Raw genomic sequence first — 13,571 nt, forward strand, 5'->3', positions numbered from 1 at the left:
CTGCGTCCCGCAAGGCTGCGGGACGCGCGTCGGACACACGGATTTACCACATCACGACGAGGCACTTGAACAATTGTCGCCGTTACTTGGACGCAGTGGTCTTGTTTTCCATATTGACGACCTGCACCCGGCGATTGACCTCGGCCATCGGCTGGCTCGGATCCTTCAGCTTGCTCTTGCCATAGCCGACGGTGACGAGATCGGCCGCGGGAATGCTGTACTTGTCGATGAGGTAGCGCTTGATCGAGTCGGCGCGGCGCTCCGACAGGTCCTGGTTGTAGCCTTCGCCCCCGGCGGCGTCGGTGTGGCCGGCGACGACGAAGGTCGAGCCCTTGAGGTCGGGATTGGTCAATGCGCGGCCGAGCGCCTGCACGGATGGCATCGACTTGGCGCTGATATTGGCCGAGTTGTAGTCGAAGGTGATCTCGAGATCGATATTCGGCTTGTCCTTGGCGGCGGCTGCGATTTCCTCGCGTTCGGTCACTGAGAGCGAGCGCGTGGCGCGGCCCCGCACGCTCTGGAGCAATTTGGTCTCGGCGGCGCTCGGCGCCGGATCGGTGGTTTGCGGTCCGATCGAGAGGCCACGCGTCAGGGGCTTCTTCGGTGGCGCGAGCGCCCGGACGATCTGGTCCTCGGTGACGTTGTTATTGGTGTCCTTGTCGTCGCCCGCGAATGCGCTTCCCAGCGGCAGCGTCAGCGCGGCGCTGATCGTGAGGATCGAGAGAAGCGCGGTCACGCCCTTTGCAGCCAATCTCATTGCCAGTCCCTCCTGCAAAAATTCCTGCAACAAGCCCGGAAGCGCCCTTGCGGCATCCTTCCCTTGGTCTCCGCAGAGCTCTCGGGGGTTCGAGGCGCGTCGCCCCGAATCTCAAAAAAATGTCAACGGACTCCGTAACTTGCGAACTCCTGGACGATGTTCGGATCCATCGCCTTGGCATTCGCAATGTCCAGCGCGCCTTCCGGGGCCGAGCCGTTGCGCTGCTTGGCAAGCCCCCGCCCATAGAGCGACGAGGTCAGGCGCGGGTTGATCTTCAGTGCCGCATCGAAATCCGAGATGGCGTTCTTCACCGCGCCGGATTTCAGGTTGACCAGGCCGCGGCTGTCCAGCGCATCGACGAAGTTCGGGCGCAGCCGCAAGGCCTCGTTGCAATCCTTCAGCGCGCCCTGGAGGTCGCCGATCACGGTACGGGTCCAGCAGCGGTTGTTGAGGGCCTCGACGTCCTTGGGATTGATCCGGATCGTGTCGTCGAAATCCTTGATCGCAAGGTTATAGGCGCCCTTGCTGGCATAGACCTGGCCGCGCCGGTAGAGCGCGTTCACGTCGTCGGGGTTGGCCGCAATCTTGGCGGTCAGGCTCTTGATGGTCGGGTCGTCCGCCAGCGTGGCCTGGCTCGGTCCGGTGTCGCCGGTATTGGGACTGGTGCCGACGTCGGCCGGCTTGGCCGGCGGCTGCGGCGGGGGAATAGCCGCATCAACCTGCGGCTTCGGTGACGGTGCAGGAGCGGGGGAAGGCGCAGGAGCGGGGGGCGGAGCAACATTCGCTTCGACCTGCGGCTTCGGCGGGGCGGGCGGTGCCGGGGCAGCGGGAGTTTGGGCAGGTGTCGGTGCAGGCGGGTTGTTTGCAACCACCGGCGGCGTGGGCGCGGGTGGGACCGGCGACGGGGTGGTCGGCTGTGTCGTGGCCGCCGGCCGCGATCCGCTGGCGCCCGGAATGAAGGAGAAATCCTCGGCCAGCGAGGACGAGATCCACGGCACCTGCTCGTTGCGCGAGGCGCGGGTGACGCCCATCTTGGTGCGGTTCAGCGTTTCCTCCGCCATCAGGTCGGGGACGCGGATTTCCTTCAAAAGTTCCTGGACGAACAGGCTGCGGTCACCGCCGGCATCCGAGGTCACCGAGCTCAAGGCTGCCGAATACATCACCAGCGTGCCGTTCGGCGCGATCACCGGGGCGAGGCCCGCGGAGAAGCTGCGGAACCGCCGCTCGAACGGGTTGCGCCGGGAGGCATCGATCAGCGCGATCTTGACGCCGGCGCCGCGGGTGTTGATCTCGCCGAGCACGGTCTCGATGCTGAAGCCGTCGCGGCGCACGTCGGACTCGGTCCAGATCTGGGCGTCGACCGGGATCATGTAACTCTGGCGCGCGGACTGGATGCCGAAGCCGCTGTAGAAGATCAGCACGACCGCGCCGGGCTTGATCTTGCCATAGAGCTTGTCGAAGGCCCGGCGCATGCCGTCGCCGGTCAGGTTCTCGCCGACATCGACGGTAAAGCCGTCATGCTTGAGCTCGTCGGCGACGTCGCGTGCGTCGTTGATCGGCTCCTTCAGCGGGCTGTCGGCATCAGGATACTTGGCATTGCCGATGACCAGCGCATAGCGGTCGCCGGCGGCAAAGGACGGGGCGGTCAGGACGACCGAGAACGTCAAGAGCAGAAGCGAAAGAAAGCGAATCTTCATAACGAGCGCGGTCCAGCCAAAAAGGCGCCGTTCGCAAGCTTTGCGCCACGGCGACCTTAACTTACGCAATTTGCATTATCAAACCGGGGGGTGGGGGCGTCAACCGCTTGGAGACACGGCGTTATCGCGACAATTGACCGCGACGCCGCGGAAAAGATGGAAGGGACTAAAGCGGCTGTCACGGCATCGCTCGATCGGAGGGGAGCCCGGCGGGGATACCTCTCTTAGCGCGGCCATCGCGACAAAAATGTGATCGGTCTCACACGGCGGCAGCGCCAGGGGCGATGTTTGACCTTTGCGTCCGGCGATGGCTTGCTGCGTTCGCGACCGCTCTCAGCCTCCCTTCAACGAAAAAAGTGCACCATGGGAAATCTCTACGAAGTCTACGCACTGCGCTACGCGACGATGTCGCCCCGCACCCCCCACATGAACTTCCTGTCGCCGGACCCGCATGAGAGCACCGCGCAGGATCTCGACTATTTCGTCTGGCTGATCCGTGGGGGCGGCCGCGATATCCTGGTCGATACCGGCTTCAATGCCGAGGAAGCCACCTTGCGCGCCCGCAAGCTGACGCTCAATCCGGTCGACGCGCTGGAGCGCTTTGGTGTCAAGGCATCAGCCATTGCCGACATCATCGTGACGCATCTGCATTACGACCACGCCGGCAACCTCGATCGCTTTCCGAATGCGCGCTTCCATCTGCAGGAGCGCGAGATGGCTTACGCGACTGGCCGCTGCATGTGCAACGGCCTATTGCGACATCCATTCTCGGTCGAGCACGTCACGCAGATGGTGCGCCATGTCTATGGCGAGCGCGTCAGCTTCTATTCCGGCGACGGCGAGGTGGCGCCTGGCGTGACCGTGCATCGCGTCGGCGGCCATTCCGACGGCTTGCAGGTGGTCAGGGTCGAGACGGCGCGCGGGCCCGTGGTGCTCGCCTCCGACGCTGCGCACTATTACGCCAATCTGCAGCGGCGCAGCCCGTTCCCGATCGTCTACAATGTCGGCGACATGGCCGCAGGCTGGGAGACGATCGAGCGCCTCGCCGGTCATCCCGATCGCTTCATCCCCGGACATGATCCGCTGGTCACCGAGATCTATCCGCGCGCCAGCGACAAGGTCGATGCCTGGGCACTGCACCTGCCGCCGACGCGGTCGTTTGCGAAGTGACGCATCTCCGTCATTCCGGGGCGCGCGTCAGCGCGAACCCGGAATCTCGCGCCACAACTTCTGGATTCCGGGCTCGCGACTTCGTCGCGCACCGGAATGACGAGGAGAGAGAGCGAAGCCGCGCTCTCAATCCCTCATCCCGAGGAGGGCGCAGCGGCCGTCTCGAAGGATGCAGGCCAAGATGCAGAAGCGGGGGCCTTCATGGTTCTCGCGGCGATGCGAAGCATCGTCCGCTAGACGGCGCTTGCGCGCCTCCTCACCGTGAGGGTCAGCTAAGTCAGGGCGCGTATGAGGTCCGCGGTGCCCTGATAGCGGACCTCGCCAGAGGTCCGAGTCGGGTCAGAAGACGACTTACTTTGATCCCAACAGCGGGCTTATCACGCCAGCGTCTGTGATGCCGAGCATTTGTCCGAGTTTCACCGCGCGCGGCAAGACCCAAAACGGCGAGTCGGGATCGAATGGCGCGGGCTCATAGGTGATATTGTAGAGTGTCTTGGCACAAATCTCTTCGAAGGCGTATTGAGCGACAGCTAGCTGATCCTCGCGTCTATGTGCCGCTAGCGTCTTATTTCTGATTTCATTGAACAGGGCATGCGCTTGCTTGCGGCGGGACTTGTCATTGGCCAGCGCGATCAGTTTTCGAAGTGTTCCCTTGTCCTCGCACCGTTCTTCAAAGAACATAAGTGGTGCTAGCATCGCCGTGATTATGTCTCCATTCATGCGGAGACCGTAACCTATTAGGCGGATGTCCGCCATGGGCCCAAGAAAGCGACATCGCGAACTTGATCTGATACGAAGGAGGCGGCCAACTGAGGCGGCCTATTACATGATGAGCTCTCAGCGTGGGAAAGTTAACATTCGAAGGTAGTATCGTGAAATATCAATGGGCGTCGGATGTCGCCTTTGACGGCATTCGCATGGAGGTCCTTTCCGACGAAGGAGATATGCTCTTTGACGTTAGCGTGCCGGATGAAGGTCCGATCACAATCAACACCTTTGGCAAAGAGGTCGCCGCAAACCTAGTCGAAGCAGCAATCGAGGTCGCTCGCCGTTCGCGATGCTCCGTTCCGCCGCCAACCTGAGGGCGTCAGAAGCTAACTTCCGCGCCCTTATGAATCCGCACCCTAATACGCCTGCTTCGCATCCGCCTCTTCGCTGGTTTGGATCAAATCGAGGCTCTGCTCGATCTTGCCGAGCAGTGCCGACAATTGCTTGCGCTCCTGCGCGGAGAGGCAGCTGAGGATTTCGTCCTCCCGCCGCAACAATTGCGGAAACAGCTCTTCATAGAGCGCGCGCCCCTTCTTCGTGAGTTGCAGGCGGAATTCGCGACGGTCGGCTTCGTTCTCGACGCGCTCGATCAGGCCGTCATGCAGCAGCGCGGTGACCGCGCGGCTGATCGTGGATTTGTGCGTGCGGGTGCATTGCGAGATGAACTGCGCGCTACAGGCATCGTTGCGGAAGCCGAGCGTCGCAAGCACGCGCCAGGCCGGAATGTCGAGCCCGTGCTGCTCCTGATACTCGACCGCGAGTGCGGAACTCACCTCTGCAGCCAGGCGGTTCAGGCGAAAGGGCACGAACTTGAACAGGTCGAGCCGCGCCTTCGGCCTCGAAGCCGCCTCGTCCGCTTCCTTTGCTCTCAATGCGGTGTCGCCCGATGTCCTCGCCAAAAAATCGCTCCGAATGCCAGTTGACGGACGGCGGCGGCCGGTCCAAGATAGTTGCACGTGAGACTATCTAGCAGATAAGTCCCCTCCTGACCAGAGCGAAAGGTTAGCGCATGGCGCAGGCAAAAACCCAGTTCGGCTATCGCCGCCACCCCGACCAGGATCGCCCCGGCCAGGCTCCGGCGGAGCATGCGATCGTGGTGGTGGGCGCCGGACCGGTCGGGTTGTCGCTTGCGCTCGATCTGGCGCAGCGCGGCCAGCGCGTGGTGCTGCTTGACGATGCCGACCGCATCGGTGAGGGCTCGCGCGCCATCTGCTTCTCAAAACGCTCGCTGGAATATTGGGACCGGCTCGGCGTCGGCGACCGCATGGTCGAGAAGGGCGTGGTATGGAGCGTCGGCAAGATCTTCCACGGCGAGTCCCAGCTCTACCAGTTCAACCTCTTGCCGGAAGAGGGTCACAAGCGGCCTGCCTTCATCAACCTCCAGCAATATTACGCGGAAGCCTATCTGGTCGATCGCATCGGGGACCTGCCGGAGATCGACCTGCGCTGGCGCAACAAGTTGACGGCGCTCGAGCAACGCAACGATTGCGCCCTGCTGACGATCGAGACGCCGGAAGGCGCCTATCGCCTCTCCGCACAATACGTCATCGCCTGCGACGGCGCGCGCTCTTCGCTGCGGCAGATGGTGGGCGCTGAATTCGCCGGCCAGGTGTTCGAGGATCAATTTCTGATCGCCGACGTCAAGATGACCGCTGAATTCCCGACCGAGCGCTGGTTCTGGTTCGATCCCCCCTTTCATGCCGGCCGATCAGCGCTCTTGCACAAGCAGCCGGACGACGTCTGGCGCATCGACCTCCAGCTCAATCGCTATGCCGATCCGGCCGTGGAGAAGAAGCCGGAAAACGTGCGGCCGCGCATCGCGCGCATGCTCGGGCACGACAAGTTCGATTTCGAATGGATATCGCTCTACAAATTCCAGTGTCGGCGGATGGATCGCTTCATCCACGGCCGCGTGATCTTCGCAGGCGACTCCGCGCACCAGGTTTCGCCCTTCGGTGCGCGCGGCGCCAACTCCGGACTTGAGGACGCGGAGAACCTCTCCTGGAAGCTCGACCGGGTGCTGCGCGGCCAATCACCGGCAACCCTGCTCGAGAGCTACCATGTCGAGCGCAGCATGGCGGCCGACGAGAACATCCGCGAATCGACCCGCTCGACGGATTTCATGGCGCCGAACTCGCATCAGGAGGCGCGGCTGCGCAAGGCGGTGCTGTCGCTGGCGAAGGAAACCGAGTTTGGCAAGCGCATGGTCAATGGTGGCCGGTTATCGGTGCCCTGCAGTTACGACTCGCCGCTGTCCTCCGTGGACGCGGACACATGGAGCGGTGGTCCGCGTCCCGGCTGTTCCATGCTGGATGCACCTGTCGCGACGCGTGCGGGCGAGGGCGCCTATTTGACCGATATGTTCCGCAAGGGTGGAACGGGTTTTGCCATGCTCGGGTTTGATAATGGCGCGGCCATCGAGCTACCTGGCGGCGTCAAGGACATCCGCATCGGCGGCGAGAACGGACTGATCGACCCCGGCGGGCTGGCTGCGAAGCGCTACGACGCCGAGCCTGATACGGCCTATCTGCTGCGGCCTGATGGCTACGTCGCGGCCCGCTTCCGTCATCCGACAAAGGCGCTGGTCGCAGCGGCATTGTCGCGCGCTCAAGGCTTGAACTGAAGGTTTTGCCAATGGCTCTCTCCACCAGCTCGAATTTCGCGCGGCCCGACGACGCCTTCCGCGCCATCGTGGAAGCGCATCGCGGCCTGACCGAAGAGCAGAGCGCGGATTTCGACGCCGCCTTGGTCCTGATCCTCGCCAACCATATCGGCGACATCGACGTGCTCAAGGAAGCGATCGTGCTCGCCAGGTGCCGCATGGTCGACGGCCAGCAGCAACAACAGCAACAACAATAACCGTGCAAGGAACGAACTGATGGCGAAGAACTTCGCATCCACCGGCGATCTCGCGGAGAAGAAGGTTACCTTCTCCGAGATCGGTCCCGATCTCTATGCCTTCACCGCCGAGGGCGATCCGAACTCTGCGGTCATCGTCGGCGAGGACGGCTGTCTGGTGTTCGACGCGCAGGCAACACCGGCGATGGCGAACAAGGTGATCGAGCACGTAGCCAGCGTCACCGACAAGCCGATCAAATATGTCGTGCTGTCGCATTATCACGCGGTCCGCGTGCTCGGCGCATCCGCCTACAAGGCGCAAGGCATCGTCGCCTCGCAGGAAACCTATCGGCTGATCGAGGAGCGCGGCAAGCAGGACTGGGATTCCGAGTATGGTCGCTTCCCGCGCCTGTTCCAGGACGCCCAAAGCATTCCGGGGCTGACCTGGCCGACGCTCACCTTCGAAGGCGAGATGTCGATTTATCTGGGCAAGCGCGAGGTGCGGTTGATGCAGCTCGGGGCGGGCCACACCTCGGGCGACATCGTCGCCTGGGTGCCGGATGCCGAGGTGATGTTCTCCGGCGATCTCATCGAATATCACTCCGCCTGCTATTGCGGCGATGCGCATTTGCGCGAATGGCCGCTGACGCTGACCGAGATCCGCAACTTCAATCCGAAGGCGATCGCGCCGGGTCGCGGCGATGCGCTGAAAGGCACGACCACCGCGCGCGAGGCGATCGCGATGACGCGTAACTTCGTCACCACGCTCTATGGCGCGGCGGAAGTCTCCGTCGCCAAGGGCCGCACGTTGAAGGAGACGATGGCGGCGACGCGCGAGGTGATGGATCCCAAGTTTTCGAGCTTTGCCATCTACGAGCACTGCCTGCCGTTCAACGTGTCGCGCGCCTTTGACGAGGCGTCCGGGATCGATGACCCCGTGATCTGGACCGACAAGCGCGACCAGGAGATGTGGGCTGCCTTGCAAGGAGGAGGATAGTCATGAACGTCAACACCTCGCCTGACCAGATTGTTCGCAGCACGGCCCAGGTGACGCCGGGCTACATGTCCGGCTTCGGCAACAGCTTTGAGACGGAGGCGCTGCCGGGCGCGCTGCCGATGGGGCGCAACTCGCCGCAGCGCTGTGCCTATGGGCTCTACGCCGAGCAATTGTCAGGCTCGCCCTTCACGGCGCCGCGCGGCACCAATGAGCGCTCCTGGCTCTATCGCATCCGCCCGTCGGTGAAGCATTCGGGTCGCTTCGAGAAGGTCGATGCTGGCCTGTGGCGCTCGGCGCCGTGCCAGGAATACGACCTGCCGATCGCGCAGCTGCGCTGGGACCCGACGCCGATCCCGAAGGAGGAGATCACCTTCATTGCGGGCGTGCAGACCATGACGACGGCCGGCGACGTCAATACGCAGGCCGGTATGGCCGCGCATATCTACCTCATCACCAAATCGATGGTGGACCAGCATTTCTACAATGCCGACGGCGAGCTGATGTTCGTGCTCCAGCAGGGCAATCTGCGTCTCGTCACCGAGTTCGGTCGCATCGATGCCGAGCCCGGCGAGATCGTGGTGATTCCACGCGGCGTCAAGTTCCGCGTGGAGATTCCGAACGGGCCGGCGCGCGGCTATCTCTGCGAAAACTATGGCGGCGCCTTCACGCTGCCGGAGCGCGGCCCGATCGGCGCCAATTGCCTTGCCAACGCGCGCGACTTCCTGACGCCGGTTGCGAGTTACGAAGACAAGGACACGCCGACCGAGCTCTACGTCAAATGGGGCGGCTCGCTGTTCAAGACGACGCTGCCGCATTCGCCGATCGACGTGGTCGCCTGGCACGGCAATTACGCGCCGTACAAATACGATCTGCGTACCTTCTCGCCGGTCGGCGCGATCGCCTTTGACCATCCCGATCCTTCGATCTTCACGGTTCTGACCTCGCCATCGGAGACGGCGGGCACGGCGAATATCGACTTCGTCATCTTCCCCGAGCGCTGGATGGTTGCCGACAACACCTTCCGCCCGCCCTGGTACCACATGAACATCATGAGCGAGTTCATGGGGCTGGTGTACGGCGTCTATGATGCCAAGCCGCAAGGGTTTGTTCCGGGCGGTATCTCGCTCCACAATTGCATGCTGCCGCACGGCCCTGACCGCGACGCCTTCGATCACGCCAGCAATGGCGAGTTGAAACCGGTCAAGCTCACCGGCACACTCGCCTTCATGTTCGAGACCCGCTTCCCGCAGCGCGTCACCGCGCATGCCGCGAAGTCGTCGACGCTCCAGGACGATTATGCGGATTGCTGGAAGGGCCTGGAGAAGCGGTTCGATCCGAACCGGCCGTAGTCTTGCTTACCCTCCCCTGGAGGGGGAGGGGCGCTACGCATGCAGCGAAGCGGAATGCGTAGCGGGGTGGACAGCCTCTCCATTGAGGCGGTGCCCGTGTTGAGAGGTCACCCCACCCCGTCTCATATTTCGCTGCGCTCAATGAGCCGACCCTCCCCCTCCAGGGGAGGGTGATATCGTCACCGCTGCGCCTACGGGAAGCCAATGCCCCATCCCAACGATCCCAGCCTCCGCTCCTTCATCGACGTCGATCCGTCCTCCGACTTCCCGATCCAGAACCTGCCCTATGGCGTGTTCTCGACGGCGGCCTACCCGGCACCGCGGGTCGGGGTCGCGATTGGTGACTACGTGCTCGACCTCTGGGAGCTCGAGCAGGACTCTCGCCTCGATGTCGGCCCGCTCGGCGTGTTCTCGGCGCCATCACTCAATCCGTTCATGGCACTAGGACCAAAGGTCTGGGCGAAGACGCGGGCGCGGATCAGTGAGCTGCTCCGCCACGATCATCCGGAGCTGCGCGACAACGAGGATCTGCGCAAGCAGGCCCTTGTGCCGATGCGTGATGTGCGGCTGCATCTGCCATTCGCGGTCTCCGGCTATACCGACTTCTATTCGTCGAAGGAGCACGCCACCAATGTCGGCGTGATGTTCCGCGGTAAGGACAATGCGCTGCAGCCGAACTGGCTCTACATGCCGATCGGATATAACGGCCGCGTTTCGACGGTGGTGGTGTCCGGCACCAAGGTGAAGCGGCCGCGCGGGCAGTTGAAGCCGCCGACCGCAGAGGTGCCGGGCTTCGCGCCCTGCAAGCGGCTCGATTTCGAGCTGGAGATGGGCGTCGTCATCGGACAGCCGTCGCCGATGGGCGGCATGCTCAGCGAGCAGCAGGCCGAGGAGATGATTTTTGGCTTCGTGCTGCTCAACGACTGGAGCGCGCGCGACATACAGCAATGGGAATATGTGCCGCTCGGGCCGTTCCTCGCAAAGGCCTTTGCGACCTCGATCAGCCCGTGGGTGGTGACGCGCGAGGCGCTGGAGCCGTTCCGCACTAAAGGTCCCGAGCAGAGTCCGGCGCCGCTCGATTATCTCAGACAGGGTCGGCCGCAGAACTATAATGTCGAACTCGACGTCTCCTTGCGCGCCGCCGGCACGAATACGCCCGCCAGCATCAGCCGCACCAATTTCAAGTACATGTACTGGTCATCGGTCCAGCAATTGATGCACCACGCCTCCAGCGGCTGCGCGATGAATGTCGGCGATCTCCTCGGCTCCGGCACGATCTCCGGGCCCGAGAAGAACCAGCGCGGCAGCCTGCTCGAAATCTCCTGGAACGGCACCGAGCCGGTGGAGTTGCCAGGCGGCATCAAACGGTCGTTCCTCGAAGATGGCGACAGCCTCGTCATGCGTGGCTGGTGCCAGGGCGACGGCTATCGCGTCGGCTTCGGCGAGGTCGAGGGGACGATTCTGCCGGCGGCTTAGGACGGCGCCACGAATTGTAGGGTGGGCAAAGGCGCGCTCTTCGCGTGCCGTGCCCACCTCGTCTGTTGCATGCGCGGAGAGATGGTGGGCACGGCGCAAAAGCGCCTTTGCCCACCCTACGAGTTCACCGCGCCTCTGGCGGCACGTCGCGGATCCGCGCGCAATGCGCGGTGACATCCTCCACGCTGTATTTCAAATGCACCCGCTTGTCTGATGGAACATGCTTCGCCACGCACACGCCCGGCCGCCATTCCTTCTCAGGGCGGATCGGGCGCGGCGCAAAGCCGCCGCCGCAGTTCGGGCAGACGTTGAAGAGTTTCGTCTCGACGCAGTCCGCACAGAACGTGCATTCATAGGAGCAGATCCGCGCATTCATAGCATTCGGCGGCAGATCGCAGTCGCAATATTCGCAGTTCGGCCGAAGCTGGAGTGCCATGGCTCAGTCTCCCGGAGCATGATCCGGACCCGAAAGGCCGCGTTAGCGCAAAGTGTGAAGCGGCTTTCCGAAAAGATCATGCTCAAACAAAAATAGGCTGGCGCCGATCATCGCAGATCGCGCGCCGTGCGCGAATGCCGCATTTCCCTCGATTTCAGCCAGGGGTGAGCCCCTTCAACGGCAGCCGCGAGCTCTCCTTCAGGCGGTCGAGCACGATCGAGGAGCGCACATGCGCGACGCTCTGGTGCGGCATCAGCACGTCGTTGACGAGGTTGGAGAGCCCCTTGAGATCGCGCAGCACCGCCTTCAGCACATAGTCGGCGTCGCCGGTGAGCGAATAGGCCTCCTGGATCTCATCGATCCGGCCGACGAGCGTTCGGAATCGCTTGGCGTTGTCGGGCGAGTGCGTCGCCAGCGTCACCTGGATGAAGGCGACGACGCCGAAGCCGAGCGCCTCGCTGGAGAGGTCGGCATGGTAGCCCGCAATCACCTTTTCTTCCTCCAGCCGCATGCGCCGCCGCGAGCATTGCGAGGCCGAAAGCCCCGCGATATCGGCGAGCTCCTGGTTGGTGAGGCGGCCGTCGTCCTGGAGCGCAGTCAGGATCTTGAGATCGAAGACGTCTACCGGAATCATGCGCAATTTGTCCATTTCATGCACAAACCGTGCATATCATACCGGAATCGCGTCCCGTTTGCACGCCCATTGCGCGCCCCATGAAGGATAGTTCAGGCGAACAATCCGGGAGAAGTCGCCATGGGTCCGTTTCCGCACGATGCACCGCCTGCCACCATCAGCGCCGACAATCCGATGGGCACTGACGGGTTCGAGTTCGTCGAATATGCCCATCCCGATCCGCAAGAGCTGCACGCGCTGTTCAAGCTGATGGGCTTTGCGCCGGTCGCGCGCCACAAGACCAAGGCAATCACGGTCTATCGCCAGGGCGACATCAACTACATCGTCAACGAGCAACCCGGCACGCATGGCTTCGATTTCGTCGCCGCGCATGGGCCGTGCGCGCCGTCGATGGCGTTCCGCGTGGTCGATGCCAGGCAAGCCTATGAGCGCGCGATCGCGCTCGGCGCCGAGCCGGCCGACGTCTCGTCCACGCAGAAGACGCTGGATGTGCCCGCAATCAAGGGCATCGGCGGCAGCCTGCTCTATCTCGTCGATCGCTACGGCGCGAAGGGCTCGGCCTATGATTCCGAGTTCGAATGGCTTGGCGCGCGCGACCCGCGGCCTGCTGGCGCCGGCCTGTTCTATCTCGACCACCTCACCCACAACGTCCATCGCGGCCGCATGGATGTCTGGGCCGGCTTCTACGAAAAGCTCTTCAACTTCCGCCAGATCCGCTTCTTCGACATCGAGGGCCGTGCGTCCGGCCTGTTCTCGCGGGCGCTGACCAGCCCCGACGGCAAGATCCGCATTCCCATCAACGAGGATGCCGGCGATTCCGGACAGATCGAGGAGTATCTCAAGATCTATCGCGGCGAGGGCATCCAGCACATCGCCTGCGGCTGCCGCGAGATCCACGGCACGATCGAGGGCCTGCGTGAGGCCGGCCTGCCCTTCATGCCGTCACCGCCCGACACCTATTTCGAGAAGGTCGACGCGCGGCTGCCCAAGCACGGTGAGGACGTCGCGCGATTGCAGCGGAATGGCATCTTGATCGACGGCGAGGGTGTCGTCGACGGCGGCCAGACCAAGGTGCTGCTCCAGATCTTCTCGGCCAACGCGATCGGCCCGATTTTCTTCGAGTTCATCCAGCGCAAGGGCGACGACGGCTTTGGCGAGGGTAATTTCAAGGCGCTGTTCGAATCGATCGAGGAGGATCAGATCCGCCGTGGCGTGCTGAAGGTGGGGAATGCGGCGTAAGGCTGAGTTGTGCGCGAACTCACGCCAACCAACAGGTGTCGTCCCGGCGAAGGCCGGGACCCATAACCACAGGGAGTGGTTGTTAGACGAGCTTGGCAACCACGAGCCTTCGCCAAACTACTCCCTGTGGTTATGGGTCCCTGTGTCTGGAAAGTCTGTCATGATGGTGGTGGGCGGGAAGCCGTTGGGTCCTTGGCGCTTGACGCCGTG

At 63.2% G+C, this 13,571-nt stretch carries 14 protein-coding genes; 8 read left to right on the forward strand and 6 right to left on the reverse strand.

All coding sequences use genetic code 11. The features are described from left to right. Positions 1 to 82 precede the first annotated feature (82 nt). Together Q3C01_RS34280 and Q3C01_RS34285 are read right to left on the reverse strand one after the other, a co-directional pair. Positions 83 to 757, reverse strand: coding sequence for an OmpA family protein (locus Q3C01_RS34280; protein ID WP_458149688.1), 675 nt, complete (start codon positions 755 to 757; stop codon positions 83 to 85). A gap of 122 nt (positions 758 to 879) precedes the next feature. Beyond that, positions 880 to 2,454, reverse strand: a complete 1,575-nt coding sequence (locus Q3C01_RS34285) for a caspase family protein (protein WP_458149689.1) — start codon at positions 2,452 to 2,454, stop codon at positions 880 to 882. A 363-nt stretch (positions 2,455 to 2,817) separates the two neighbouring features. Here Q3C01_RS34285 and Q3C01_RS34290 point away from each other — a divergent pair, with 363 nt between their 5' ends. Next, entirely contained in the window at positions 2,818 to 3,624 is an 807-nt protein-coding gene (locus tag Q3C01_RS34290; RefSeq protein ID WP_458149690.1) for an N-acyl homoserine lactonase family protein, read from the forward strand. Positions 3,625 to 3,975: 351 nt separating this feature from the next. On the opposite strand, the gene Q3C01_RS34295 is transcribed toward Q3C01_RS34290, so the two are convergent. Next, positions 3,976 to 4,344 (reverse strand): hypothetical protein, encoded by a 369-nt coding sequence (locus Q3C01_RS34295; protein WP_458149691.1) that lies wholly within the window; start codon positions 4,342 to 4,344, stop codon positions 3,976 to 3,978. A 152-nt stretch (positions 4,345 to 4,496) separates the two neighbouring features. Between Q3C01_RS34295 and Q3C01_RS34300 the strand changes: the two genes are divergently transcribed. Further along, the gene (locus Q3C01_RS34300) at positions 4,497 to 4,706 is read left to right on the forward strand and encodes a hypothetical protein (RefSeq protein WP_458149692.1); all 210 of its coding nucleotides are present in this window, start codon (positions 4,497 to 4,499) and stop codon (positions 4,704 to 4,706) included. Positions 4,707 to 4,748: 42 nt separating this feature from the next. On the opposite strand, the gene Q3C01_RS34305 is transcribed toward Q3C01_RS34300, so the two are convergent. After that, positions 4,749 to 5,291: a MarR family winged helix-turn-helix transcriptional regulator gene (locus tag Q3C01_RS34305; RefSeq protein ID WP_458149693.1), complete on the reverse strand. Its 543-nt coding sequence runs from the start codon at positions 5,289 to 5,291 to the stop codon at positions 4,749 to 4,751. Positions 5,292 to 5,401: 110 nt separating this feature from the next. Between Q3C01_RS34305 and Q3C01_RS34310 the strand changes: the two genes are divergently transcribed. The 5 genes from Q3C01_RS34310 to fahA all read left to right on the forward strand — a co-directional run bounded on the left by Q3C01_RS34310 (position 5,402) and on the right by fahA (position 11,052). Further along, entirely contained in the window at positions 5,402 to 7,015 is a 1,614-nt protein-coding gene (locus tag Q3C01_RS34310) for an FAD-dependent oxidoreductase (protein WP_458149694.1), read from the forward strand. 11 nt (positions 7,016 to 7,026) lie between these two features. After that, positions 7,027 to 7,251: a DUF2783 domain-containing protein gene (locus Q3C01_RS34315; RefSeq protein ID WP_458149695.1), complete on the forward strand. Its 225-nt coding sequence runs from the start codon at positions 7,027 to 7,029 to the stop codon at positions 7,249 to 7,251. Between the two features lie 19 nt (positions 7,252 to 7,270). Then, complete coding sequence (locus tag Q3C01_RS34320; RefSeq protein WP_458149696.1) at positions 7,271 to 8,227, forward strand: MBL fold metallo-hydrolase; 957 nt, start codon at positions 7,271 to 7,273, stop codon at positions 8,225 to 8,227. 2 nt (positions 8,228 to 8,229) lie between these two features. Then, a complete protein-coding gene (hmgA, locus tag Q3C01_RS34325; RefSeq protein WP_458149697.1) occupies positions 8,230 to 9,576 on the forward strand; it encodes a homogentisate 1,2-dioxygenase in 1,347 nt (448 codons plus the stop codon). A gap of 204 nt (positions 9,577 to 9,780) precedes the next feature. Next, the gene (gene fahA, locus Q3C01_RS34330; protein WP_458149698.1) at positions 9,781 to 11,052 is read left to right on the forward strand and encodes a fumarylacetoacetase; all 1,272 of its coding nucleotides are present in this window, start codon (positions 9,781 to 9,783) and stop codon (positions 11,050 to 11,052) included. Positions 11,053 to 11,176: 124 nt separating this feature from the next. Here the strand turns inward: fahA and Q3C01_RS34335 are convergent, their stop codons facing one another. Both Q3C01_RS34335 and Q3C01_RS34340 read right to left on the reverse strand, forming a co-directional pair. Beyond that, positions 11,177 to 11,488, reverse strand: a complete 312-nt coding sequence (locus Q3C01_RS34335) for a DUF1272 domain-containing protein (protein ID WP_458149699.1) — start codon at positions 11,486 to 11,488, stop codon at positions 11,177 to 11,179. A 154-nt stretch (positions 11,489 to 11,642) separates the two neighbouring features. Further along, positions 11,643 to 12,122, reverse strand: a complete 480-nt coding sequence (locus Q3C01_RS34340; RefSeq protein WP_458149700.1) for an Lrp/AsnC family transcriptional regulator — start codon at positions 12,120 to 12,122, stop codon at positions 11,643 to 11,645. Between the two features lie 120 nt (positions 12,123 to 12,242). Here Q3C01_RS34340 and hppD point away from each other — a divergent pair, with 120 nt between their 5' ends. After that, positions 12,243 to 13,361, forward strand: a complete 1,119-nt coding sequence (gene hppD, locus Q3C01_RS34345) for a 4-hydroxyphenylpyruvate dioxygenase (protein ID WP_458149701.1) — start codon at positions 12,243 to 12,245, stop codon at positions 13,359 to 13,361. The last annotated feature ends 210 nt before the right edge of the window (positions 13,362 to 13,571 follow it).

This window comes from Bradyrhizobium sp. UFLA05-109, from assembly GCF_054185165.1.

Coding starts and splice junctions, on each gene's coding strand:
- Q3C01_RS34280 (WP_458149688.1), bottom strand. CDS start 757: ATGAGATTGGCTGCAAAGGGCGTGACCGCGCTTCTCTCGATCCTCACG.
- Q3C01_RS34285 (WP_458149689.1), bottom strand. CDS start 2,454: ATGAAGATTCGCTTTCTTTCGCTTCTGCTCTTGACGTTCTCGGTCGTC.
- Q3C01_RS34290 (WP_458149690.1), top strand. CDS start 2,818: ATGGGAAATCTCTACGAAGTCTACGCACTGCGCTACGCGACGATGTCG.
- Q3C01_RS34295 (WP_458149691.1), bottom strand. CDS start 4,344: ATGAATGGAGACATAATCACGGCGATGCTAGCACCACTTATGTTCTTT.
- Q3C01_RS34310 (WP_458149694.1), top strand. CDS start 5,402: ATGGCGCAGGCAAAAACCCAGTTCGGCTATCGCCGCCACCCCGACCAG.
- Q3C01_RS34315 (WP_458149695.1), top strand. CDS start 7,027: ATGGCTCTCTCCACCAGCTCGAATTTCGCGCGGCCCGACGACGCCTTC.
- Q3C01_RS34320 (WP_458149696.1), top strand. CDS start 7,271: ATGGCGAAGAACTTCGCATCCACCGGCGATCTCGCGGAGAAGAAGGTT.
- hmgA (WP_458149697.1), top strand. CDS start 8,230: ATGAACGTCAACACCTCGCCTGACCAGATTGTTCGCAGCACGGCCCAG.
- fahA (WP_458149698.1), top strand. CDS start 9,781: ATGCCCCATCCCAACGATCCCAGCCTCCGCTCCTTCATCGACGTCGAT.
- Q3C01_RS34335 (WP_458149699.1), bottom strand. CDS start 11,488: ATGGCACTCCAGCTTCGGCCGAACTGCGAATATTGCGACTGCGATCTG.
- Q3C01_RS34340 (WP_458149700.1), bottom strand. CDS start 12,122: ATGATTCCGGTAGACGTCTTCGATCTCAAGATCCTGACTGCGCTCCAG.
- hppD (WP_458149701.1), top strand. CDS start 12,243: ATGGGTCCGTTTCCGCACGATGCACCGCCTGCCACCATCAGCGCCGAC.